The sequence below is a fragment of the Mesorhizobium sp. M1428 genome (assembly GCF_040317515.1).
GTDB lineage: Bacteria > Pseudomonadota > Alphaproteobacteria > Rhizobiales > Rhizobiaceae > Mesorhizobium.
The window spans coordinates 1-21982 of the sequence record NZ_JAMYKT010000027.1; the positions used below are offsets into that span (position 1 = coordinate 1).

Sequence of the window (21982 nt, forward strand, 5' to 3'; positions counted from 1 at the left end):
ACCTCCATCGAGGTGGATGTTGAATCAGCACAAAACGCAGCCGTCACATCACAATCGATTCATCGATCACAGGACGTGCTCTAGGCCTCGGCGCGCTGATCAATGTCTGCGCCACGCTGCCCGCCAACTACATCGCGTTCGAATACCCGAGCGCCTCCGATCCCTGGTGGGAGGATCTTGTAATCGGCCTGCCGTCGCAGATCGTGAAGGACAGCATGGTGGACCTGCTGGAAGCGCCGGGGCTGGGCCTCGATATCGACGCCGAAGCAGCCAGGAAGTATCTCCGGGAAGAGGATGCGGGCTTCTTCGACTGAACCATCCTTCTTGGGCAACCCTGCACCATGCGGACCGCTCTACGCAATTGACATCCGGAATGACCACTTCGGGCCGAAAGCTGGCTGGCGGCTTCAGCTCGGCGCAGGTCTGTCCTCACCTGACCCAACGGCGACATTTGTCTGGACCGTCGGTAGGTCTCGTCAGGGTGGAAACCGAAAGTTCGACGCGAATTCAGCAGAGAGCTTGCCGGCTGTTCACGGCTTCTCTACGCGCTCAGTCGTCAGACAAGCCGGCCAGAGGACTGTCCTTGCAGAAGCGAAGCGGTCAAGGGCCGTCGCCTCGCTGGGCATCTTTGCAGCCGCGACGATCACTCCGGCACGCCGGAGATGCCCAGCGCCTCGACGTAACGCTCGGCGAACACCTCGTCCAGCCACGGGTTGATCTGTCTCTGCAGGGTGAGCGTGTAGGTCGGGAACGCCTTCATCAGCCGCCGCGCCGCCGCCTGCGCCTCGTGCAGCCGGTTGAGTTTGACCAGCGCCATGATCACAACCCGGTGCGAGGAGCCGTAGTTCGGCATCTCGTGCAGCGCGCGTTCTCCCCATGCCAGCGCTTCCTCGTAGCGCTCGAGCATCAGGTAGCTCATCCCGATGCCGGAGAGGGCGATGCCCTTCTCGGGGTCGACCGGGCTCAGCCGCATTGCCCTGTGAAAGTGCTCGATGGCGACGAGCGGGCGGCTGGAGTGTGCGTTCACCCAGCCGCTGCCCGTATAGCCCTGCGCCGAATTGGGATTAAGCAGCAGGGATCGTTCGATCGTGCGCAGCGCCATCTCGTAGTTCTTCGCGCTGTAGGCGATCACCTGCGCGGCGAATCGTAGGCTCGTGGGGTCGTCGCGCGCTTCCGCCAGTACCTCGCGCGCCATGCGCGCGGCGACTCGGATATCGTCCGGCTCGTGCCAGCACTGGCTCACGGATAGGCTGCGGATATAGGCGCCGAGTGCCTTCGCCAAGGTGAAGCCAGGGTCGATGCTGAGCGCCTCGTTGGTGAGCCGGCGCACGTCGGCAAAGCCTTCGCGCGTCATGCTGTAGAAGCGCGGCAGCGCGCGAAGGAAGAGGTCGTAGGCGCTGATGTAGTCGGTCGGCTTCATGCGCGCCTGCCTGATCTCCGCCAGCCGGATGGTCGGCTCGACAGCGCCGACGACGCTCTCGGTCACCTTGTCCTGCAGGTCGAAAATGTCGCTCACGTCGCCCTCGAAGCGGTCGGCCCAGACATGATGTCCGCTGATCGCGTCCACCAACTGCCCACTGATGCGCACCCGCGATCCTGCTCTGCGGATGCTGCCTTCGAGCACGTAGCGGACGCCCAGCTCGCGCCCAACCTGGCGCAGGTCCACCGCCCGGCCCTTGTAGGTGAAGGACGAGTTGCGGGCGATCACGAAGAAGGAGTTCACCCGGCTCAATCCCGTGATGATGTCCTCCACCAGTCCGTCGGCGAAGTATTCCTGGTCGGGATCTCCGCTCATGTTGGTGAAAGGCAGAACCGCGATCGAGGGTTTCTCGGGCAGCGGAGGCAGTGCAGCCACCGAGGCGCTGGCGCCGGTCTCGACGCGGTAGGCGCGCACAGGACGCTCGATGTTCTTGAGGCGCAGGTTGCCGAGCGGCGTGAAGCCGCAGTCGAGCTTGCCCTGAAGGTGGTCGAAGGCGGTACCCGAGACGACCACGGTGCCGGGATCGGCGGCGCTTTCGAGGCGGGCGGCGATGTTGACCGCGTCGCCGTAGAGGTCGCCGTCCTCCTCGCAGACCACGTCGCCGAGATTGACGCCGATGCGGAAGCGAATCCGCTCTTCCTCGGGCGTCTCCGCCTCGTGATCTGCCAGGGCCTGCTGGATCGCCATTGCCGAGGTCACCGCGTTAACGACGCTCGCGAACTCACACAGCATGCCGTCGCCGGTGAGCTTGACGATCCGACCCCCGTGCTCGGAGACCAGGGGTTCGAGGAGGTCCCTGCGGTAGATCTTCAGCCGCTCGAGGGTCCCGCGCTCGTCGCGCTCCGTCAGGCGCGAATAGCCGACCACGTCGCAAGCCAGGATCGCTGCGAGGTGGCGCTGCGTGGTCATTGCATCGCTCAGCCAAGCGCCTGCACGCGGGCCGCCCCGTGTCCGTGTCCTGCCAACTTCCAGACGCCCCATGTCCATGGTATCCATCTCTCCGGTCGCCGCCTGTCGCCGATACAGAACGAGAATGCAGCTCGACCTTGCGTTCACGAGATTTCGCTATACCGCTTGCGAGGCGTAGAGCGTTCCAGTCGCCGCGCTAGCAGCCCAACCGACAACACGCCTATGCAGCCTCTGGGGACGCTGGCACTTCACTCCCAGAAGGCCGGAAATATTTCTTGTCCTGTGTAACCGGTTGACGCCACCGTGGCGGTGCTTTTGTCACCGCGATGTAACAGCGAGATGCCCTACGAACGGGCGCAGCGGGCATTACACCAGACGTTCGCGCTTAGAGGTGCTGAGGTCGGCAGGTGGCGCATCGAAGACTTCCAAATCCTGGTGAGCATCGGCTTCACCAACCTGTTGCACCTCTACTCGCCTGATCTGATCGTGACGGGCGGCGGCCTCGCCAACGGCTTCGATCTCCTGGCGGGTGCGGGTGATGCCACCTACCGCGACGTGCCGATCGTACAGGCGCAGCTCGGTGACCAAGCCGGCCTGGTCGGCGGGGCAACCCTTATCCTGCGGGAGGGCGAGCCAGGAACGTCACTGGCAATCGCGCAGAACGACAGAGAAGATGACGCCGGCACTCGCCGTGAGCGCTTCGGCCGCAGCTCCACCAGCGGTATGTCGTAAGCGGCCGAAACATCATGGTATTTTTCAGCACCCGCCATCGATCCCCACTTTTGTCCCCACTTGTTGTCATTGCGTACCGATGGGAACGGCCAGAATGCCCGTGAACTGCTTTGGCGGGTTGCCTGCTTTCGAGGAATAGTTTTCCCCCTCTCTGGTTTCCTTTCTGTCTCCAGGCGTGAGCCCCTGTTGGCGCGGCTCACTGTTCCTCGACTGTTCTCAGTGGAGAGCGGTCGGCCGACGCTGTTCCGCCGCTGTTTTCAGCGAGAATGCTAACTGTTTCCGACTGTTTTCAGTTGCAGCGGTTAACCAGAAATCCGTAATTAAAGTCGGCTCAAGCCATTGGCGACATCACTCAAACGAATGGCAATTATCTGTTTGAATGCGTCTAGGGTCCCTCCGCGGAGACCCACGCATCCGCGCGTAGGGACACAGCAACTTCCCCTTTAAAGGCGTCGAGATGCCACGAGCACCGAAACCTCAGTTCCTTAGACCTAAGGATCGAGCAATCTGCCAGCGGGTTGTCGACCAGGTAGCCGCCGACGCCAAATCGCACAGCACCTCGATAAACAGACAGATTCTGGCCTCGACCACGCTGTCTCTCTTTCAATGCGGGGTCGTCAATGAAGTGAATTTGCTGGCACATGTTCGCGCGCGCCGCCATGACTTCACGAAGCAGGCCGGCACTGCGTCGCCGGTCGCTTCGTGACGCCCTCAGGTGCCGGCACGCACCGTCGCTCACCACCTTGTCCGATTACTAATGAAGAATGCGGGGCGGAGGCGCTCACCCACTCTGACGAGTATCGTGCTGTTGCGACGCTGTTCTGAGCATCGAATTCAACGGATGTGCCGATCGATTTGGGAATCCGGTAAGAACCGCTCCCTCACGGCGCTTCTCGCTTCCTCCTGTCCATGATCTCTACCATCCCTTCCATAACCCGTTTGTCGGGATTTCTCTTACAAAAGCCGTAGAGAGACGCCCAAATCTCATTGATGGTCATGCTACCGAGATCGTATCGAGGCTGACCTAAGTGCTTCAGTGCCGTGTTCGCTGCAGTAATGTAGCCCTCCGTCCACGCGACCATTGCCATCGGGATGCGAGAACGAGGCGAGTCAGACTCGCTTGTGATACTCAGCAGCTTCGTGCACTCCATACCTGTTGCGATGGAGCACACTCGAAAATCTACGAGATCCCAGCACCGGCTTCGATTGAGCGGCGATAATTCACTCCGATTCGCATAAGGGGCAGAGAGGTGAAAGCTGAGTTCCGGCGATCCGGCCAATGGGCCGACATAACGAACGCCACAGGGACCGAGCGATGGCTGAATGATGGGGACGGTTGTCGCAGGATCAGCCCCTAAAGATTGCCGGCCGAATGACATGCATGGAGATGACGGGTGGTCAACTTGCTCTAATGGACCGTTGCCGGTGAATGAGGGCGAGGCGCTTGCAAAGGCGATCATCGAAACGGTCGCGAGATTAACCCGCGGGCGAATTGACGGGGCGCCTTGATCAAGGCCGAATTAGCACTCCCGAGCCGTACAGTTGCACTCCAAGCCGATCGTTCTTCCGCCACCGGACCACCGCCTGATAGGTGGCCCCGTCCTCAGGGATGAACAGCACAAAACGATCCGGGACCAAGGCATCAGCAGCGACCCGCAGTTCCGCGCCTCTCTCATGCTGGTTGCAGACCGAGCAGCTTATGTCCATGTCCCGACGCCCAGTGGTTATGGTCGCGTCCTTCAGAACAGGCGTTCTCTGGTGAAGGCGGCGGTCAGGTTTAGGCTCGGTAGGGTCCATGGGATGCAGTCCTTGTCGTGCTGGATTAGCCGTGTGGTTCATCGCCGAAACCTTACAGCGAAGCGCTGCGTATACAATTGTGCTCGCCGCGGAGGTGCTTGAGGCGCCGCTTGACCTCCTCCGGCTTTACCCACTGCGTCGCCGGTCGCTTCCCATGCGGAGGCGGGCCGGCATGGTCCTGCACCCGCTTCGCCGGGAATGCTTTCGCTGAACTGGATCCGGCTGTTCGGCTTGATGATACTGAACAGGATTTCGCGGCGCGCCTTGCAGCCGATATCGCGCAGATCGTGGCCGTCCAAATACATGATGTCGAAGGCACCGAGGATCATGGCATAGGGGTCGCTGTGAACGGCCTTCTGCAGTGCATTGAAGTCGGGCAGACCGGCGGCGTGGTGACCACCGCCTCACCCTCGAAGATCGCGGTCTTGACGTCGAGCTGACGCGCGGCCTCGAAGAGGCCGGTGTATTTGGTTGTCCAGTCGGCACCGCTTTTGGTGAAGGCGCGGATATCGTCGGGGCTGTTGATGACGATCTGGGTGCGGTAGCCGTCGAGCTTGATCTCGTGAATCCAGTGCTCACCCTCGGGTGGCTTTGAGACCAACTTGGGCTCCATCGGCGGAATGAACTCGAGACGGCCGCCGCCGGTACTTACAATTTTACGCACCCAGTCAATACTAGGTACAAAGCTTACATTAGCTAGAGTGAACGGAACGTGATTCCGCGCGGCTCCTGGCGACCATCGTGAAAGACACAGACGGAGCGGGCGCTATAGAGAATACGCACGAGCGAGCGCGTACCCGGCCAATACCAACATCGAGAGCACATAGAGAACCAGCAGCAACGGAACCACGGATGATTGGTGGGCGACGGAGGCGTCAGCTTCTTCCTGTTCCTCAAAAAGATTGTGATCCAGACCGGCCTTCGTGACCACCGTATGGTCAGGCCCATTCTTGCCGTAGGTCTCTCTCGAAACCCGTGTCGCGATATCGGCCCGGATCACTCGATCGTCGGGCAGGTCGCCCGGAAGCCATTCTGGAAGATTGTCGCCGTCGCTCTTGTCCATGGCGCCAATAATGCTTTGTGCCTCACCTACGTTCCAGATTCCTAATGTACGATTCTAACCAGCGGCTCGCTCACTGCGGCAACGCGTCGGTCGGGTGTCACGGCAGTAAAAAGTCCCGCCGCACTGCCAGGACGGCGGGACCCGATCAAGCGACTTGCACCAAGCTTAGGGACTTCGGGGTTGCTCTGGTGCGCGCGATCAGCTCGATTTTAGGCGCATGAGCTGTAACGCGTCCACCAACTGGCGGTTTTGGTAGTGGGTTAGTTTGAAACCTGTCTCGCCTGAACGTGTCTTAATAGCCAGACGACATATCGTTCCATATCAAGCCGGCGAGCGGTTCCAAGTACACTTGCCCAGGTATCCTGAGGACTGGCGCCAGACGCGATCATGGCCGGTGCGTTGTGAAATGAGTCAGCGAGCATCCGTGCTTTGGATAGATCATCGGTCGCGCGAATTTCGACGAGAACGATGCCAAGAGCCATCAGAATATTTTCGTTCGTGATGGGTTTAGGATCAATCAATCGAGACGCCTTTCTTCCGGTACGGTCCGCGCACTATTGGCTTCTCCGCTTCCTTGGCTTCGACCGCTACGCGACAGCGGCGTTTTCAGCCTCAATTTCAAACTGACCCACTACCGCGGTTTTAGTTCAGCGCCGGCGTCCGTCCCGGCCTGAAACCCTTCAGCGCCGCGGCGATGCCCATCATCACTGATTGCTCCGGGCGATCGAGAACGCGCAGGGTGCCCGGCTCGTCGCCACCCACCCCGCAGATCGGTAGGATCTGATAGTCGCCTTCGAAAGGCTCCGTATCGCCATTCAAGAAGAAGTCATATTCGGGGAAACACCTTTTCAGCTTCCAACGCTTCGTGATCGCATCGGGCCATACCGCACCCTTGGCGATCGCCTGCTCAAATGCGATGTGTCTTTGGATGTGGGGCGAACGTCTCATGCAGCCCGATCGTGTCGGCGCGGAGCTTCACCAGTCCGTCGGAATATCGGGCGCTGATCCGATCCACCAGATTGGTAGGGATTGGTTTACCATCTCGGATCGCAGATGTGATCGTTCGGTCGAAACGTTTGTCGCGTTGCTTCCGAGTCAGATAGGCCCGCAACTGGTCGGGCTCGCCAGAGAGCAGTTCATCGCGGGGTCGGGCGACACAGTGGCTCTGAACTGTGGTGAGCCCGATCACCCCCGCCTTTTCTGCTGCCGGTCACCCGATTGATGCGCCCGACCACCTCCAGTGCGGTCCTGGTCGGATTAGCGCCGCAGCACAACGAAAGCCGCTTGGATCGCGAAGCGCCGGCATCTGCTCGACGCTGGCAACCCCGTCGTCATTGAAGGTCTGCCGGATGGCTTCTTCCAGCGGCCGAAACGCGGCCTCATCGAGGTTCATCGCCTGGATCGCGCCGTTGCGAACGAGAACGGCCGAAGCAGTCCGCTACGCGTGACCTTGCCCCCAGTTCTATCCTACTGATCAGACTCGCCAATGGCAATAACATATATGTTATAGTAATTTGACAAATTGATTATATATATGTTATTGCATGAAATGTTTGAATAATGAGGGGATCATCAAAATGCGCCCGCAGGAACGCGCCACAGCCAGACGCCAGCTCGACAAGAGGCTCAGCCCCTTGCGAACCCAGGAGGGATTCGCAAGGCCGCCGCGCGGCTGGATCAAGGCGATCCGCGAGGCGCTCGGCATGACGACGGCACAGCTTGGAAAGCGGCTGGGCGTCAGCCAGCCGCGCGCCGTCGCCATCGAAAAAGCCGAAAGCACCAATGCGATCACGCTCGATTCGCTTGAACGCGCCGCCCGGGCGCTGGACTGCGACCTCGTTCATGCGCTGGTGCCGCGCAAGCCGCTCGAAGCCCTTACAGAAGAACGCGCTCTCAAGCTAGCAAGGCGCCGCGTCAAGCCTGCCCGCCACACAATGGCGCTTGAAGCACAAAGCCTCGATCCGGAAGCCGAAGAAGAGCAGGTCAGGCAACTCGCAAGACGCCTGCTGGAAAAGCCCGGCTCGGCGCTGTGGGATGACGAGGCGTCATGACTGATCCGCTCCTCGAACAGGATGACGCCGCAACGCCGCTCAGCCCTGAAGAGCGCGAAGCCCTGATCCCGGCTTACATCACCCTGCGCGGCGAACTGAACGAAGCCGAACAGGCGAATATTCTCGACGCGGAAGAATGGGCGTTCGCCCGCAAACGCGATGTGCTCAGCGAAAAATTCCTGAACGATCTGCACAAGCGGATGTTCGGCCGCGTCTGGCGCTGGGCCGGCAGCTACCGCCACAGCAACAAGAATATCGGCGTCGATGCCTACCGCATCCCCACCGAACTGCGACAGCTCATCGATGACTGCCGCTACTGGATCGACCACGAAACCTACCCGCCCGATGAAATCGCAGCGCGCTTTCACCACAAACTCGTATGGATCAATCCCTACCCCAACGGCAACGGCCGCCACGCACGGCTCGCGACCGACCTGTCGCTCGTCAGCAAGAACCGCCCCCGTTTCTCCTGGGGCAGCGCCGGCCTCGTCGATCCCGGCGAAACCCGCCAGCGCTATGTCGAAGCCCTGCGCGCCGCCGACAATCACGATATCGGCCCGTTGCTGGAATTTGTCCGGTCCTGAGGGGCACGATTCCACCGCTTGCCACCTGGCAAAGCTCATCCTACTCCACGTCGTTCTCGACTAACCGGTCCATGAGAATGTCAGGCGCTTCCCGCTCCGCCGCCTTGAGCAGCGCGAGAACGCACCATCCCCTAAAATAGGTGGACACAATCCGTTAATCCCCCAAGATGCCACGGCCTATTTCAAGTGCTGTCGCCCGGTACTGGACCGGGTGTTTGTGACCGGCGACGAAGTGACGGCGGGAGGGCTGATCATCGCAGGCGTGTTGACAGGCTTGCAGGTTCGTATCGAGCGCCGCGCTCCTACCATTGTGGAAGCAGAGGCGTTATGAGAGTCGCCTATCGAAAACCGGTCGCTCGTCGTCTCGGTTGGAGGCTTCGCCGCGAGCATCGCGGCGAACACCAGTTCGACGCCGTCACCCATTTTCCGGACAGGCGCGCAAATATCGAGCTCGACGAGCTTGCAGCGCGTCTCAATGACTTTGATTTATTCGGACAGGAGCTACCGGTTCGATTGAACCGGTAGCGGTGAACGGAAGCGGCACAAACACCCTTTGGCTGCGATTTCGCCAATAGCAATACCGTAGAAACGTGCCACTTTGGCGGAGGATCTGCGCCCCTCCGAAGGCACAAGTTACAGGTTCGAATTCTGTCGGGTGCAGCATTGCCGCAGTTCGCTTGCCGACAACTATTCCTGCTGGAATTGACAGGGCCAATCTTCAGGCCTCGTCAAGCCAGAAGGCAACTCGGTCCGGGCGTCTCCGCAAGCCATGTTGAGCTGCCACTGGGACAGACCCACCGAATTGGAAAGGTCGACGCCCTCGATACGGGTCAGAAAGAAAAAGGCGCGGTCAAAGTCTATCGGCGCGGTAAACCTCGCTCCTCGGAAGTCCGCCCGTGCGAGATTGGCAAACGAGAAGCGGCTGCCGCTGATATCGGCGTCATGGAACTGCGCACGCCCCAGTTCTGCCTTTGTGAAATCAACATTGGTCAGATTGGCGTCCTGGAAATTCGAGCGCTGCATTTCCGCGCTCGCAAACACAGCGCCCTGCGCGTCCATACGGCTGAAGTCGGTCCTGTAGCCCTCGATTCTGTCGAACCGGGCGCCTTTGGCGGTCGAGTCGGCCAGGGAAGCACGCACAAGAGTTGCCTTCTCAAGATTTGCCGCACGGAGATTGGTGTTCCTGAGGTCGGTCGAAGTGAAATCAACACCGAACAGGTTCGCCCCGCTCAGGTCCTGTCCATCTAGGATGAGAAGCTTCTTGTCACACTCTTGCCAATTGACGCCAGGCGTCGCGGCTGCGTCGCAATTTTGAGCGGCAGCGGCGTTCTGCCAAGCAAACACGGTGCAAACCGCTAGAACCAAGCCGGATGCGCCGTAACCTCTGGTTCGCCTCAAAGTCATTGTTGCTGCACCTCTGCCACTCGCCGACACTCAACCCTTACCACATCTGCTGACACACGAGCCACGGTGACCACCGCCGTCACAGTTAGCGCGTTTCTCATATCAAGCTTCGATGTTGATCAACCGATCACCCCGCGCGTAGGGCGCGATTTGCGAGCGCCTCCCCATATCATATCATCGGCGGTCCAGCGGAGAGGGCCCTGAAAGACTGGTGGTCCATTCCCCCACTCCCTGGTTGCGAGCGCAAAGGTATCGTCACGTGATCCATCCAAGACATTCCCCGCAGCCCGCCGTGTAGCACTCGCGGAGAACGTCATGTCGGCGTATGATCCGACTGCTTCGAACGCGGTTGAAGGCCTTAGCAATGGATCGGATCGAACGAAAGCTTTCGGCGATCCTCGTCGCCGACGTGGCCGGCTACAGCCGCCTCATGGGGATCGACGAAGAGGGGACGCTGACCCGACTGACCGCGCACCGCCGTTACGTTGTCGATCCGAGCATCATTCGCAACCGCGGCCGAATTGTCAAAAACACCGGTGACGGGCTGCTGGTGGAGTTTGCGAGTGTCATCGACGCAGTACGATGCGCGGTCGAAGTGCAGACCGATATGGCCAAACGGAACTCCGGCGTGGCCGAGGATAAGCGCATAAGTTACCGAATTGGCATTAACGTTGGCGACGTCGTAGAGCAGGACGGCGACATTTTCGGTGAGGGCGTGAACATCGCCGCGCGGCTGGAAGGCATTGCCGAGCCGGGTGGGATTTGCGTGTCAGCACGCGTGCAGGAGGATGCCGCCGGAAAAGTCGACCTCACCTTCATAGATATGGGTGAACAGGCGCTCAAGAACATCGCACGTCCAGTCCGCGCCTTTCGGCTGCTGGTCGAGCAACCCGCCCCATTTGACGCGGCTGCGCATCCGACGTCGCCCGATAAGCCGTCGATCGCGGTCCTGCCATTTCAGAATATGAGCGGTGATCCGGAACAGGAATATTTCGGCGACGGAATAGCCGAAGACATAATAACCGGCTTGTCGAAGCTCCGGGGCTTCTTTGTCATCGCCCGAAATTCGACCTTCGCCTACAAAGGCAAAGTGCCGAACATCCGGCAGGTCGCGCGCGAGCTAGGCGTGCGGTATGTACTCGAAGGCAGCGTCCGCAAAGCAGGCGAGCGGCTGCGGGTGACTGGGCAGCTCATCGACGCGACCAGCAGCAATCACATCTGGGCAGAGCGCTACGATCGTCCCATCGCTGACATCTTTTCAGTGCAGGATGAGATTACGGCAAGCGTCGTTGCAGCTATCGAGCCGCAACTTTATGCTGCTGAAGGCCTTCGTCTCCAAAGCAAGCCGCCCGAAAGCCTCGATGCCTGGGGCTGCGTCGTTCGGGCAATGCCCCATATCTGGACTTGGGTTGCCCAGAACGAAGACGATGGGGTCAATCTTCTGAATCGGGCGATTAAGCTCGATCCGAGTTATGCGCGCGCACGGAGCCTTCTGGCGTGGGCTTTCGCCACCCGCGTCGTCCTCGGCAACATGGATTTTGAGAGAGGCATCTCCGATGGTCTCGTTCTCGCCCAACGTGCGATCGACCTCGATCCCGACGACCCCTGGGCCCATATCGCGGCTGGGTACGTCTATGTGTTTTCGCGACGATTTGGGCCTGCCGTCGAGGAGTTGAACGAAGCGCTGCAGCGCAATCCGAATTTCGCCTTTGCGCGGATGATCCTTGGCTGCGCCTACGGCTATGCCGGGTTAGCGGAGGAAGGTCACCGTCAGCTCGAGATCGCAACACGATTGAGCCCGCGCGATCACACCCAGGCCGCCAATCTTTCGATCGAAGGGCTTTGTCATTTTGTGGCCGGCCGGTACATCGAAGCCGCAACCGCGGAACGCCGAGCCGTCCAACTGCGGTCGAATTTCGGCACCGCTTGGCGCACGCTCACTGCCGCCGCGGGCCTCGCGGGCGATCTGGAGTTAGCCCGGCAAGGCCTCGCCGAATGCAGGCGTTTACAGCCGGACGTCAGCCTCGCCTGGGTTGAGAAATATTATCCAATGATCCGGGTTGAAGACCGCGCTAGGTACATCGAGGGCTTGCGACGGGCGGGGCTCGAATAGCGGAGGCAGCCGTTCGGAAGTGCGACAGTTGGGGGTCGCGACATCCGTTGCTGGCGCAACCGCGACTCCCAGAGTGGTTGCCCGGTATGTTCGCTTCCAAATCTGGCAAATCCGACCTCAACGGCTGAGTTGAGGCGCAGAGCAGACGGTCGGCTTTCAAACCCGGAGCGACACGAGCAGACCTTTGTTCGGCGCAAGTGTCGTCCTGACGTGGTCCAAGGCGGTCTTCCGTTGCCACCGTCGCTTGCTGGAGCTGCGTTAAGTCGGTCGGAAGCCAATGGTATTTTCAATGGAACGCTAATATACATGGAACCCCAACGAGCAGCGCCTGCCAGATACTTGAGGGATGCCATGCGAAGGCTCATCTTCACGGCAATGTGTATCGCCGCCGCAACAGCCGCTAACGCCCACGATTGGTACGAAGACAAGATTGACCCACAGACCAAATTCAAGTGCTGCGGCGGTTCAGATTGCCGCGCCGTACCTCGGTCTTCGGTGCAGTCCAGGGTAGACGGTGGGTACACCTATTTGCCGCATAATTTCATCATCCCACGGGACCGCGTACAAGAATCGCCGGACGGCCAATACCATATCTGCGAAAATAAATATGTTGTAACCAACCAGCTGTATTGGCGTTGCTTCTTCGCACCTCGTGTCGATGTGTCTATACTTCTAAAGCATTAACTGCGCGTCGCTTCCGCAACTTACATCCGCAAGGTGCTAGTCCATTAATTCTGTTGGACTTTCTTCAAAATTGTCGAAGCTCAAGCGGTGCGCGACTGCCCCAGGGATTTCATTGGATACGTCGCGGCTATCGAGAGCCTGCGCACGCTAGGCGTTACTCCATAGGGCGCTGCCGCGGGTGACTTCTGGCGGACTCCGCAAGTTCGGTGACAGGCCAGATTTTATCGTGTCGGCAGGGCCGTGGTTGTGTAGATTGGCTGCGTGGCCCGCCTTGCCTGCATTGTCGTTCCAAGTCCACTCGCCACGTGACGCAAACGCGGTAACGGCTGGCGATTTCGACCACGATGGACAGCCAAGCGATAGGGGATAACTGGCGCGGGATCATCAGCACAGTTCATGCGGGAGCGGCATTCGCCGGATGCGGTAGTTGCGGCTGCAGTCTCGAATTTGACGCATCAGCACTTGCAAATCGTCAGCCGAGGTCTTTTGCTCGCGCGATAGTTGCCCTTGACCGTTGAATGGTTGGCGAACAGATGAACAAAATCGATCGACGGCGGCCAGAGTCAGAAACGGACGCCACCGTAAATGCCGCAAGACTTGGAACTCGGCTGCGCCTCGCCCGCCAGACACGCGGCATGACGCTGAAGAGCCTGGCCGCGGCTGCGAATTGCTCGGAAAGCCTGCTGTCCAAGATCGAGAACGGCAAGGCTTCGCCGTCCCTGCCCATGCTTCACCGTCTGGTCGAGGTTCTCGACACCAACATCGGCTGGATGTTCGAGCAAGTCGATGACGACGAGGCGATCGTATTCCGGGCGGGCGCAAGGCCTTTGATTGCGCTCGACGCGCTACGGCGTGGCGAAGGAATTTCGCTCGAACGCATCATTCCGTATTCGCCTGGCCACCTCTTACAATGCAACATCCATCACATCGAGGCAGAGGGCTCGAGCGAAGGTCCGATCCAGCATGCCGGCGAGGAAGTCGGCTATGTGCTCGCCGGCCGGATCGAGTTGATCGTTGACGGCAAGAGCCATGCTCTCGCCACGGGTGATGCCTTCGTGTTCAGATCGGAGTTGCCGCATCATTACCGCAACATCGGCGAGGAACGGGCCAGCATTTTCTGGGTCAACACGCCGGCGACTTTCTGAGCGACGCACTGCGTTCATTTGGATTGACAAATATTCAAGTCTCTTGAATGCTTGCCTCGTGCCTGTAGCACCAACGGGACCAGCCGAGGTCTGGTCCGCAAGCAAGGGGAACCAAAATGCGTCTGTTCAAACTTCTCGCCGGCTGTGCCGCCGCCATTGCCGTGGGCTCGGCAGCCATGGGATCGGCGCTTGCCGATACGTTCGCTCTCGTCAACATCAACCAGCAGGCCCTGTTCTTCAACCAGATCAACGAGGGCGCGCAAAAGGCAGCCGACGCCGCCGGCGCCAAGCTGGTCATTTTCAACGCCAACAATGTGCCCAGCGCGCAGAACGACGCGATCGAGAACTACATCACGCAGAAAGTCGACGGCATCATTCTGGTCGCCATCGACGTCAACGGCGTCAAGCCTGCGATCACCGCGGCCAAGGCGGCCGGCATTCCCGTCATAGCCATCGACGCGCAGATCCCCGACGGCGACAATATTTCGTTCATCGGCGTCGATAACACCAAGGCCGGCGAGGACATCGGCAAATTCTACGCCGACTATGTGAAGGCCGAGATGGGCGGCAAGGCCAAGATCGGTATCGTCGGCGCACTCAATTCATTCATCCAGAACCAGCGGCTCGACGGCTTCAAGAAGGCGGTGACCGAAAGCGGCCAGGCCGTCACCTTCCTCGACACGGTCGACGGCCAGAACGTTCAGGAGACCGCGTTGAGCGCTTCGGAAAACCTGATGACCGCCAATCCGGACATGAACTCGCTCTATGCGACCGGCGAGCCGGCATTGCTCGGCGCCGTTTCGGCTGTGACTAGCCAGGGCCGCACCGGCGACGTCAAGGTGTTCGGCTGGGATCTGACCAAGCAGGCCGTTCAGGGCATTGACGACGGCTGGGTGGTGGCGGTGGTGCAGCAGGATCCGGCCGGCGAAGGAAAGGCCGCAGTCGAAGCGCTGGGCAAGCTCAAGAAGGGCGAGAAAATCGATCCGATCATCAATATCCCGGTGACGATCGTGACCAAGAAGAATGTCGACGAATACCGCGCGATGTTCAAGTAAACTGCGTCGGCGACCGAGCCGCGGCGCCGCCTGAGGCTGCGCTGCGGACCCCTTGCAATCGCGTGGAATCCCAGATGAGCAGCGGCCAGACCTATCGGGTGCGGATGAGCGGCATCTCAAAGCGCTACAACGCCATCCAGACGCTCGATGACGTGTCGCTGACGCTGAAGCCGGGCGAGGTGCTGGGGCTCGTCGGCGACAATGGCGCCGGCAAGTCGACATTGAGCAAGGTGCTGTCGGGGGCTGTGGTTCCCGACGCGGGCACCATCGAGATCGACGGTAAGCCGGTGATCTTCAGCTCGCCGGCGGACGCACGTGCGGCGCGCGTCGAGATGGTCTACCAGGACCTGTCGCTGTGCGACACGGTCGATGTCGCCGGCAATCTGTTTCTCGGCCGCGAGCCGCGCCGCCGCATCGCAGGCATTTCCTTTCTCGACAAGAAGCGCATGCATGACGAGACCCGCCAGATGCTCGATCGGCTCGGCATCGTCATTGCCGACACGCGGCTCAAGGTCGAAAACCTCTCCGGCGGGCAGCGCCAGTCGATCGCGATCGGCCGCGCCGCCTCGTTCGAGCCGGCCGTGCTCATCATGGACGAGCCGACGGCAGCGCTTGCCGTGGCCGAAGTCGAGGCGGTGCTCGAACTGATCCGCGCGGTCAGTGCGCGCGGTGTCAGCGTCATTTTGATCACCCACCGGCTGCAGGATCTGTTCCTTGTCTGCGATCGCATCCAGGTCATGTATGAGGGGCGCAATGTCGCCGAGCGACTGATCGGCGAGACCAATATCGAAGACGTGGTCAATCTGATCGTCGGCCGCAAGTTCAGTGCGCGTTCCGCCACCAATGGCTATCGCGGTGGAGCGCCGGCATGAGTGACGCGATCCACGCCGCCCAGCCCTCACGAGTGCACAAGGGCACCTGGCGCGATGTGCTGCTCGCCAATGGCAGTGTCGTCTCGATCGCGCTGTTCTTCCTGGTCGTCTGCATCATCTTCTCGCTTGCGACCGACGCCTTTCTGACGTCGCCCAATCTGTTGAACATCCTGCGGCAGTCGGCGCCGCTGTTGATCGTCGCCGCGGCAATGACTTTCGTCATCACCACTGGCGGCATCGATCTTTCTGTCGGCTCCGTACTGGCGCTGGTGGCGACGCTGTCGGCGACGCTTTTGCAGTTCGGCCTGCCCTGGCCAGTCGTTATCCTCGCGATGTTGGCACTCGGTGCCCTGCTTGGCGCGGTGCAGGGCTATTTCGTCGCCTATGAGGGCATCCCGTCCTTCATCGTTACGCTTGCCGGGCTTTCGGTGATCCGTGGCGTGGCGCTGCTGATCACCGGCGGCTATTCCATCCCGATCGAGCCAGGAAGCGCTTTCACCGTGCTGGGCCGCGCCTGGTTCCTTGGCGTGCCGGTGCCGGCGCTGATCGCGCTGGCGATCCTGGCCATCGCCTATCTCGCCTTCAACGAGACGCCATTCGGCCGCTATGTCACCGGTATCGGCGCCAACGCCGAGGCGGTGCGGCGTGCCGGCGTCAACACGCGGCAGACGACGCTGTTCGTGTATGTGATTTCCGCCACCGCGGCAGCCCTTGCCGGGATCATCATTGCTGCCCGGCTTGGATCGGGATCTTCGAATGCCGGACAGGGTTTCGAGCTGGAAGTCATCGCCGCCGTCGTGCTCGGCGGTACCAGCCTGTTCGGCGGCCGCGGAACGATCATCGGCACGGTGCTCGGCGCGCTGACCGTGGCCGTCATCGGCAACGGCCTGATCCTGGCGCATCTGTCGCCTTTCCTGACGCCGATCGTCACCGGAACGATCATCCTGATCGCTATCTGGCTGAACTTCCGCCTGTTTCGCGGCGCCGTGCGGAGCCGTTGAGCCGATGAGCGATCTGTTCGATGACGCGGTACCCAGGCAGCGGCTGCCAATCGGGGTCGAAACCGGCCATGTGATGACCGTGCTCGGCCCGGTTCCGGTCGAGGAGATGGGCATCACGCTGATGCACGAGCACATATTGCTCGACGGCGCGCGCAGCTGGAAATGCCCCTGCCATCCCAATGACATGGCGATCGCCGAGCAGCCGGTGAACATCGAGATCATCGGCGAGTTGCGCATGAACCCATACGTCAACCGCGACAACGTCTCGCTCGACGACGCCGACCTGGCGCTGTCGGAGCTGCAGCGCTATCGCGCGCTGGGCGGCCACACCGTCGTCGATGCCACCAATATCGGCATCGGCCGCGACCCCGAAAAGCTCGCCCGCATCAGCCGCATGTCCGGCCTGAAGATCGTCATGGGCACCGGCTTCTATCTCGAGCACACCCATCCCGAATGGCTGAAGGCGATGGATGTGGACGCGGTGACCGAGTTCATCGTCAACGACGTCGGCGGCGGCGAGACGCAGCCGCCGATCATGGCCGGGCTGATCGGCGAGGTCGGCGTCAGCAAGGATTTCACCGCCGAGGAACGCAAGTCGCTGCGGGCTTCCGCGCGTGCCTCGCGCATCACCGGCGTGCCGCTGTCAATCCATCTGCCTGGCTGGGAGCGGCTGGCGCACGACGTGCTCGATATCGTCGAGGCCGAGGGCGCCGATCTTCGCCACACCGTGCTCTGCCACATGAACCCGAGCCACGACGACCCCGATTACCAGAAAAGCCTCGCCCGGCGCGGCACGTTCCTCGAATACGACATGATCGGCATGGATTATTATTATGCCGACCAGGACGCGCAATCGCCCTCCGACGAGGAGAATGCACGCGCCATCGCTGCCCTTGTCGAGGCGGGCTTCGGCGACCGCCTGCTGTTGTCGCAGGATGTATTCCTTAAGATCATGCTGACGCGCTTCGGCGGCTTCGGCTATGGCTATATCCTGAAGCATTTCATACCGCGCCTGAAACGCCACGGCGTCGAGCAGGCTGCTATCGACCGCATGCTGATCGCCAATCCAAAGAGCGTATTCGCGCGGCTCTGAATGGCCTCGAGTTACGACGGGAGTTCAAATGTCCAAGAAGAAAATCCTGCTTGCCGGCGAATCCTGGGTTTCGACCGCGACCCATATCAAGGGTTTCGATCAGTTTCCGACCGTTACCTACCACACCGGCGCGGACGAGTTGCTGGGCGCGCTGAAGGCGACCGACTTCGACGTCACTTTCATGCCGGCGCATGAGGCGCAGCGCGGCTTTCCACAGACGATGGAGGCGCTGTCCGCCTATGACGCGGTCGTGCTCTCCGACATCGGCGCCAACACGCTGCTGCTGCATCCCGACACCTGGGTACACTCCAAGCCGACGCCGAACCGCTTGCGCCTGCTGCGCGATTACGTCAGCGGCGGCGGCGGTCTATTGATGTTCGGCGGCTACTACAGCTTCCAGGGCATCAATGGCGGCGCGCGCTACCGCAAGACCCCGGTCGAGGACGTGCTGCCGGTGAACTGCCTGGCCTACGACGACCGCGTCGAGGTTCCCGAAGGTTTTGCGCCCGTGCCGAAACCAGGGTCGAGCCATCCCATCCTCAGGGGCCTCGGCTCGGACTGGCCGATCCTGCTCGGTTTTAATGAGGTGACGCTGAAGGACGGGGCCGAGGTCCTGGCCAGCGTGTCGTCGGATTATGGCTCGCTGCCGCTGCTTGTCACCGGCCATTACGGCAAGGGCCGCACCGTTGCCTGGACATCCGATGTCGGGCCGCATTGGCTGCCGCCGCAATTCATCGCCTGGCCAGGTTACAAGACTCTGTTCGAACAGATGCTGGGCTGGGCGACCGGTGAGAGCTGAGCCATGCATGTCCACGTCGTCGGCAATGCCTGCGTCGATACCGTGTTTCGCATCGGCCGCTTCCCTGCCGCGGGCGAGACTTTGAATGCCATGAGTTATGCCGACGGGCTCGGCGGCAAGGGCGCCAACCAGGCAGTCGCAGCAGCACGGACTGGTGCAGAGGTGACGTTCTGGACGGCGCTCGGCAAGGACCCTGCTGGCGCGTGGATCAGGAGCCGCCTCGACAGCGAGCTATCAAACCTTGAGGCGAGCGAATTCGAGCTGTCGAGCGACCGCTCGACCATCGTCGTCGATAAAGGCGGAGAGAATTTCATCGTCAGCGGCGTCGCCTGCAGCGAAGCCTTCGATCCGGTGGCGCAAACAGCACTTGCCCGCTGGATCGCCCCCGGCGATATCCTCGTCTGTCAGGGCAATCTGCGGGCCGCAGCGACCAATGCCTGCCTGGGGGCAGCAAGGGAAAACGGCGCGCGCACCGTCCTCAACGCCAGCCCCATCGATGCGGCTTCTGTGCCCGATCTCGGCCTGGCGGAGGTTTTGGTGGTCAACCAATCCGAGGCGAAAACCCTGACCGGCCGGGATGACATGACAGCAGCAGCCGGCGCGCTGGTGGCCAAAGGCGCAGGGGCCGTCGTCATCACCCTCGGTGCCGCAGGCTGTCTCTTGCTTGGTCCGGGCCGGGCGGAACCAATTCGCTTGCCGGCGCCGAGCGTCGAAGCGCTCGACACCAGCGGCGCGGGCGATGTGTTCTGCGGCTGTCTGGCCGGTGGGCTTGCGCGGGGCATGCCGGTCATCTCGGCACTGGAGCTGGCGCTCGCCGCCGCCGCGATCGCCGTGACACGGCCGGGCACGCTGGCATCCTGTCCTTCCGCCTCCGAGATGGCGGCACTCATCGACAAAATGGAGTTCTCATGACCCAGCTCGGCCAATCCGGCGGCGATGCATTGTTAGACCTTTTCGGCCGCACACAGGTGGTGATCGGCGTCGTTCATCTGGCGCCGCTGCCCGGCGCGCCCCGCTATCACGGCGAGGTTATCGAGGCGATCTACCAGCGCGGGCTCGACGACGCCAAGGCCTATCTCGACGGCGGCTGCGACGGCGTCATCGTCGAGAACCATGGCGACATCCCCTTCGCCAAGCCTGACGATATCGGCCCGGAGACGGCCGCCTATATGGCGGTCGTCTCCGACCGCATCCGCCGCGAACTCGGCAGGCCGATCGGCATCAATGTGCTGGCCAATGCCGCGATCCCGGCCTTGGCGATCGCCAGCGCTGCCGGCGCCGGTTTCGTCCGCGTCAATCAATGGGCGAACGCCTATGTCGCCAATGAGGGATTTGTCGAAGGCGAGTCTGGCCGCGCGGCGCGCTATCGCGCCAAGCTGCGCGCCAACGGCATCCGCATTTTCGCCGATGCCCATGTCAAGCACGGCGCACACGCCATCGTTGCCGACCGCCCGGTGGAGGAACTGGTCAAGGACCTGGTCTTCTTCGATGTCGATGCCATCATCGCCACCGGCCAGCGTACCGGCCACGCCGCGGATTTGGGCTACATCAGCATGATCAAGCAGGCTGCCGGCCTGCCGACGCTGGTCGGCAGCGGTGTCACCCCGGATAACGCCAAGGATATTCTCGCCATTGTCGACGGGGTCATCATCGCCAGCGCGCTGAAGCACGACGGCGTCTGGTGGAACCAAGTCGACTCTGCTCGAGTAAAGGCTTTCATGGCTGGTCTGAAGCGATAGCTGACTACCCTACCGGGGGGCTTGGGGTCCCAGCTTGATCAGAGACGACGGACCGGCGCAGGATACTGCGCGACCAGATCGTCGACGGTCAGCAAAGTAATGCCTTCCACAATCGATTGAGCAACCAGGATCCGATCGAAAGGTCCTTGTGGATAGGTGGAAGCCCCTCCACTGCAATGGCATGCTCGCCGGTGATTGGCAGCTTATGATAGCCATTGTCAATCAGGCCCCGACGTAAAAGACGCATCGATCTTACAGTCAAGGCGGCCCAGACCGCGTCTAATGGCAATCTCCCGGGGAGTTGCGGCGCTGAACGTCAAGTGATTATTGGCATTCTCGATCTCAGCGAGGGCTGCGGGCGGGAGCTTTTCGGGCTCGCCCGCCGCCCAGAGCAGAAGATAAGTATCGAGAAGAAGTTTCATGTATCGCCGCCAAACAGCTTTTCGATCTCGTCATCGGCCATGCGATCAAAATCGTCCGGAACTGAAAACTGCCCGGCCATAAACCCCACCCGACGCATTTCGCCGGCCGCAGGTGCGTCTATGGCAACCACCTTGACCATCGGCTTGCCGGATTTGGCAATAATGAAGGATTCGCCTTTGGCTGCCCTGTCGACAAGACAAGACAGATGCGTCTTGGCCTCGTGGATATTGACGGTGCGCATTGCGGGCCTCACGACTTAGTCCATACAACTTAATCTACATCGGGCCCCGATTTTCAAGTGTGTTTCAGTCAGTGAAGGATGCCGCATGCGGCCGATCCTTTCGGATCGGCCGCATGCGCTACAAGAAAGGAATTGAGAGGCCCCACAGAGTGGCGAGGATGAGCGAGTCCTAGATCAATCGTTTCAGGTCCGGCGCTCATTTGGTAGGGTACGACTTCAACAAAGACGCGTAATCGATTGTCTGAACTGCATGTTTGTTGGGACTACATCTCATCTGATGTTGGCCGAACCTGTTGGTCCGCCATGCGACGTCGGAGTTCACAGGAGCGATTTTTGCCGAGCAAATGCTCTACGTCGCGCTAGGGGCGGAAAGCGTAACGTCCGCTTTTAGGGCGCTGCACCACGGCGGCGACGAAGGCGATCGACGTGACGGGCGCCAAAAGCCTTACCTGGCTCTATGTTCCCTTCACGATTCTCGGTTTAGTCGGTCGGCGGGATTGAGCCGCGCTCTCGAGGGCCAGGGCCAACCGCTTCTCGTCTTCGATGGCGCGATCGACTGCCTCAATTTCCTCTTGGAGCACCTTCAGCTCGGCTCCGTAGCTGGAGCCGTCGCTGTCCCCAATCTGAAAGCCACTTGCGCGCATTGCGTCGCGAGTATGGTGCACGTTACGGACTCCTTCGCGTCGAGTCGCGACCAAGATTTCCCTAAACTCTCCAAGACGTTCAACGTGATTGCGAGCCATTGCTTTCTCCTATTTCGTCGTCATCGTCGCCGACGGCGATTCAGAACGGCTAAA

General features: G+C 60.9%; 22 protein-coding genes and 1 pseudogene. 14 read left to right on the forward strand and 9 right to left on the reverse strand.

The window, feature by feature from the left end; all coding sequences use genetic code 11:
• Positions 1–80: 80 nt before the first annotated feature.
• A pseudogene (locus NKG60_RS26550) lies at positions 81–314 on the forward strand (mandelate racemase/muconate lactonizing enzyme family protein); the annotation flags it as partial.
• Between the two features lie 329 nt (positions 315–643).
• Here the strand turns inward: NKG60_RS26550 and NKG60_RS26555 are convergent.
• A complete protein-coding gene (locus tag NKG60_RS26555; RefSeq protein ID WP_352975990.1) occupies positions 644–2389 on the reverse strand; it encodes an adenylate/guanylate cyclase domain-containing protein in 1746 nt (581 codons plus the stop codon).
• 339 nt (positions 2390–2728) lie between these two features.
• On the opposite strand from NKG60_RS26555, the gene NKG60_RS26560 reads away from it, so the two are divergent.
• Positions 2729–3121, forward strand: a complete 393-nt coding sequence (locus NKG60_RS26560; protein ID WP_502911931.1) for a hypothetical protein — start codon at positions 2729–2731, stop codon at positions 3119–3121.
• Between the two features lie 1835 nt (positions 3122–4956).
• On the opposite strand, the gene NKG60_RS26565 is transcribed toward NKG60_RS26560, so the two are convergent.
• The 4 genes from NKG60_RS26565 to NKG60_RS26580 all read right to left on the reverse strand — a co-directional run bounded on the left by NKG60_RS26565 (position 4957) and on the right by NKG60_RS26580 (position 6929).
• Positions 4957–5247: a DNA ligase-like domain-containing protein gene (locus NKG60_RS26565; RefSeq protein WP_352869951.1), complete on the reverse strand. Its 291-nt coding sequence runs from the start codon at positions 5245–5247 to the stop codon at positions 4957–4959.
• The gene (locus NKG60_RS26570) at positions 5244–5519 is read right to left on the reverse strand and encodes an ATP-dependent DNA ligase (protein ID WP_352869953.1); all 276 of its coding nucleotides are present in this window, start codon (positions 5517–5519) and stop codon (positions 5244–5246) included. The genes NKG60_RS26565 and NKG60_RS26570 overlap by 4 nt, the downstream gene beginning before the upstream one ends.
• 165 nt (positions 5520–5684) lie before the next feature.
• Positions 5685–5981 carry a hypothetical protein gene (locus NKG60_RS26575; RefSeq protein ID WP_352869955.1) on the reverse strand — a complete coding sequence of 99 codons (297 nt, stop codon included), beginning with the start codon at positions 5979–5981 and terminating at the stop codon, positions 5685–5687.
• Positions 5982–6623: 642 nt separating this feature from the next.
• Positions 6624–6929, reverse strand: a complete 306-nt coding sequence (locus NKG60_RS26580) for a hypothetical protein (protein ID WP_352869957.1) — start codon at positions 6927–6929, stop codon at positions 6624–6626.
• 629 nt (positions 6930–7558) lie between these two features.
• Here NKG60_RS26580 and NKG60_RS26585 point away from each other — a divergent pair.
• The 3 genes from NKG60_RS26585 (at position 7559) to NKG60_RS26595 (ending at position 9141) form a co-directional block, all read left to right on the forward strand.
• Complete coding sequence (locus NKG60_RS26585; RefSeq protein ID WP_352869959.1) at positions 7559–8032, forward strand: mobile mystery protein A; 474 nt, start codon at positions 7559–7561, stop codon at positions 8030–8032.
• Positions 8029–8616, forward strand: a complete 588-nt coding sequence (locus NKG60_RS26590; RefSeq protein ID WP_352869961.1) for a mobile mystery protein B — start codon at positions 8029–8031, stop codon at positions 8614–8616. Before NKG60_RS26585 ends, NKG60_RS26590 begins: the two co-directional genes overlap by 4 nt.
• A 327-nt stretch (positions 8617–8943) precedes the next feature.
• Entirely contained in the window at positions 8944–9141 is a 198-nt protein-coding gene (locus NKG60_RS26595; RefSeq protein WP_352975993.1) for a hypothetical protein, read from the forward strand.
• 162 nt (positions 9142–9303) lie between these two features.
• Here the strand turns inward: NKG60_RS26595 and NKG60_RS26600 are convergent, their stop codons facing one another.
• A complete protein-coding gene (locus NKG60_RS26600) occupies positions 9304–10020 on the reverse strand; it encodes a pentapeptide repeat-containing protein (RefSeq protein WP_352975995.1) in 717 nt (238 codons plus the stop codon).
• Positions 10021–10384: 364 nt separating this feature from the next.
• Between NKG60_RS26600 and NKG60_RS26605 the strand changes: the two genes are divergently transcribed.
• The 9 genes from NKG60_RS26605 (at position 10385) to NKG60_RS26645 (ending at position 20521) form a co-directional block, all read left to right on the forward strand.
• Complete coding sequence (locus NKG60_RS26605; RefSeq protein ID WP_352868546.1) at positions 10385–12133, forward strand: adenylate/guanylate cyclase domain-containing protein; 1749 nt, start codon at positions 10385–10387, stop codon at positions 12131–12133.
• 1217 nt (positions 12134–13350) lie between these two features.
• Positions 13351–13962 carry a cupin domain-containing protein gene (locus NKG60_RS26610; protein ID WP_352868549.1) on the forward strand — a complete coding sequence of 204 codons (612 nt, stop codon included), beginning with the start codon at positions 13351–13353 and terminating at the stop codon, positions 13960–13962.
• Between the two features lie 116 nt (positions 13963–14078).
• Entirely contained in the window at positions 14079–15017 is a 939-nt protein-coding gene (locus NKG60_RS26615) for an ABC transporter substrate-binding protein (protein WP_352975998.1), read from the forward strand.
• A gap of 74 nt (positions 15018–15091) precedes the next feature.
• Positions 15092–15889 carry an ATP-binding cassette domain-containing protein gene (locus NKG60_RS26620; protein ID WP_023721835.1) on the forward strand — a complete coding sequence of 266 codons (798 nt, stop codon included), beginning with the start codon at positions 15092–15094 and terminating at the stop codon, positions 15887–15889.
• Positions 15886–16890, forward strand: coding sequence for an ABC transporter permease (locus NKG60_RS26625; protein ID WP_352868554.1), 1005 nt, complete (start codon positions 15886–15888; stop codon positions 16888–16890). Before NKG60_RS26620 ends, NKG60_RS26625 begins: the two co-directional genes overlap by 4 nt.
• 4 nt (positions 16891–16894) lie before the next feature.
• Complete coding sequence (locus NKG60_RS26630; RefSeq protein WP_352976000.1) at positions 16895–17983, forward strand: phosphotriesterase family protein; 1089 nt, start codon at positions 16895–16897, stop codon at positions 17981–17983.
• A gap of 28 nt (positions 17984–18011) precedes the next feature.
• Positions 18012–18782 (forward strand): glutamine amidotransferase, encoded by a 771-nt coding sequence (locus NKG60_RS26635; protein ID WP_352579663.1) that lies wholly within the window; start codon positions 18012–18014, stop codon positions 18780–18782.
• Between the two features lie 3 nt (positions 18783–18785).
• Positions 18786–19694: a ribokinase gene (locus tag NKG60_RS26640; RefSeq protein ID WP_352868561.1), complete on the forward strand. Its 909-nt coding sequence runs from the start codon at positions 18786–18788 to the stop codon at positions 19692–19694.
• The gene (locus tag NKG60_RS26645) at positions 19691–20521 is read left to right on the forward strand and encodes a BtpA/SgcQ family protein (RefSeq protein ID WP_352868563.1); all 831 of its coding nucleotides are present in this window, start codon (positions 19691–19693) and stop codon (positions 20519–20521) included. The genes NKG60_RS26640 and NKG60_RS26645 overlap by 4 nt, the downstream gene beginning before the upstream one ends.
• Positions 20522–20739: 218 nt before the next feature.
• On the opposite strand, the gene NKG60_RS26650 is transcribed toward NKG60_RS26645, so the two are convergent.
• The 3 genes from NKG60_RS26650 to NKG60_RS26660 all read right to left on the reverse strand — a co-directional run bounded on the left by NKG60_RS26650 (position 20740) and on the right by NKG60_RS26660 (position 21928).
• Positions 20740–20943 carry a PIN domain-containing protein gene (locus tag NKG60_RS26650; RefSeq protein ID WP_352868566.1) on the reverse strand — a complete coding sequence of 68 codons (204 nt, stop codon included), beginning with the start codon at positions 20941–20943 and terminating at the stop codon, positions 20740–20742.
• Complete coding sequence (locus tag NKG60_RS26655) at positions 20940–21185, reverse strand: type II toxin-antitoxin system Phd/YefM family antitoxin (protein WP_352868569.1); 246 nt, start codon at positions 21183–21185, stop codon at positions 20940–20942. The genes NKG60_RS26650 and NKG60_RS26655 overlap by 4 nt, the downstream gene beginning before the upstream one ends.
• A gap of 455 nt (positions 21186–21640) precedes the next feature.
• On the reverse strand, positions 21641–21928 hold the full coding sequence (locus NKG60_RS26660; protein ID WP_023679221.1) for a hypothetical protein: 288 nt from the start codon (positions 21926–21928) through the stop codon (positions 21641–21643).
• Positions 21929–21982: the final 54 nt, after the last annotated feature.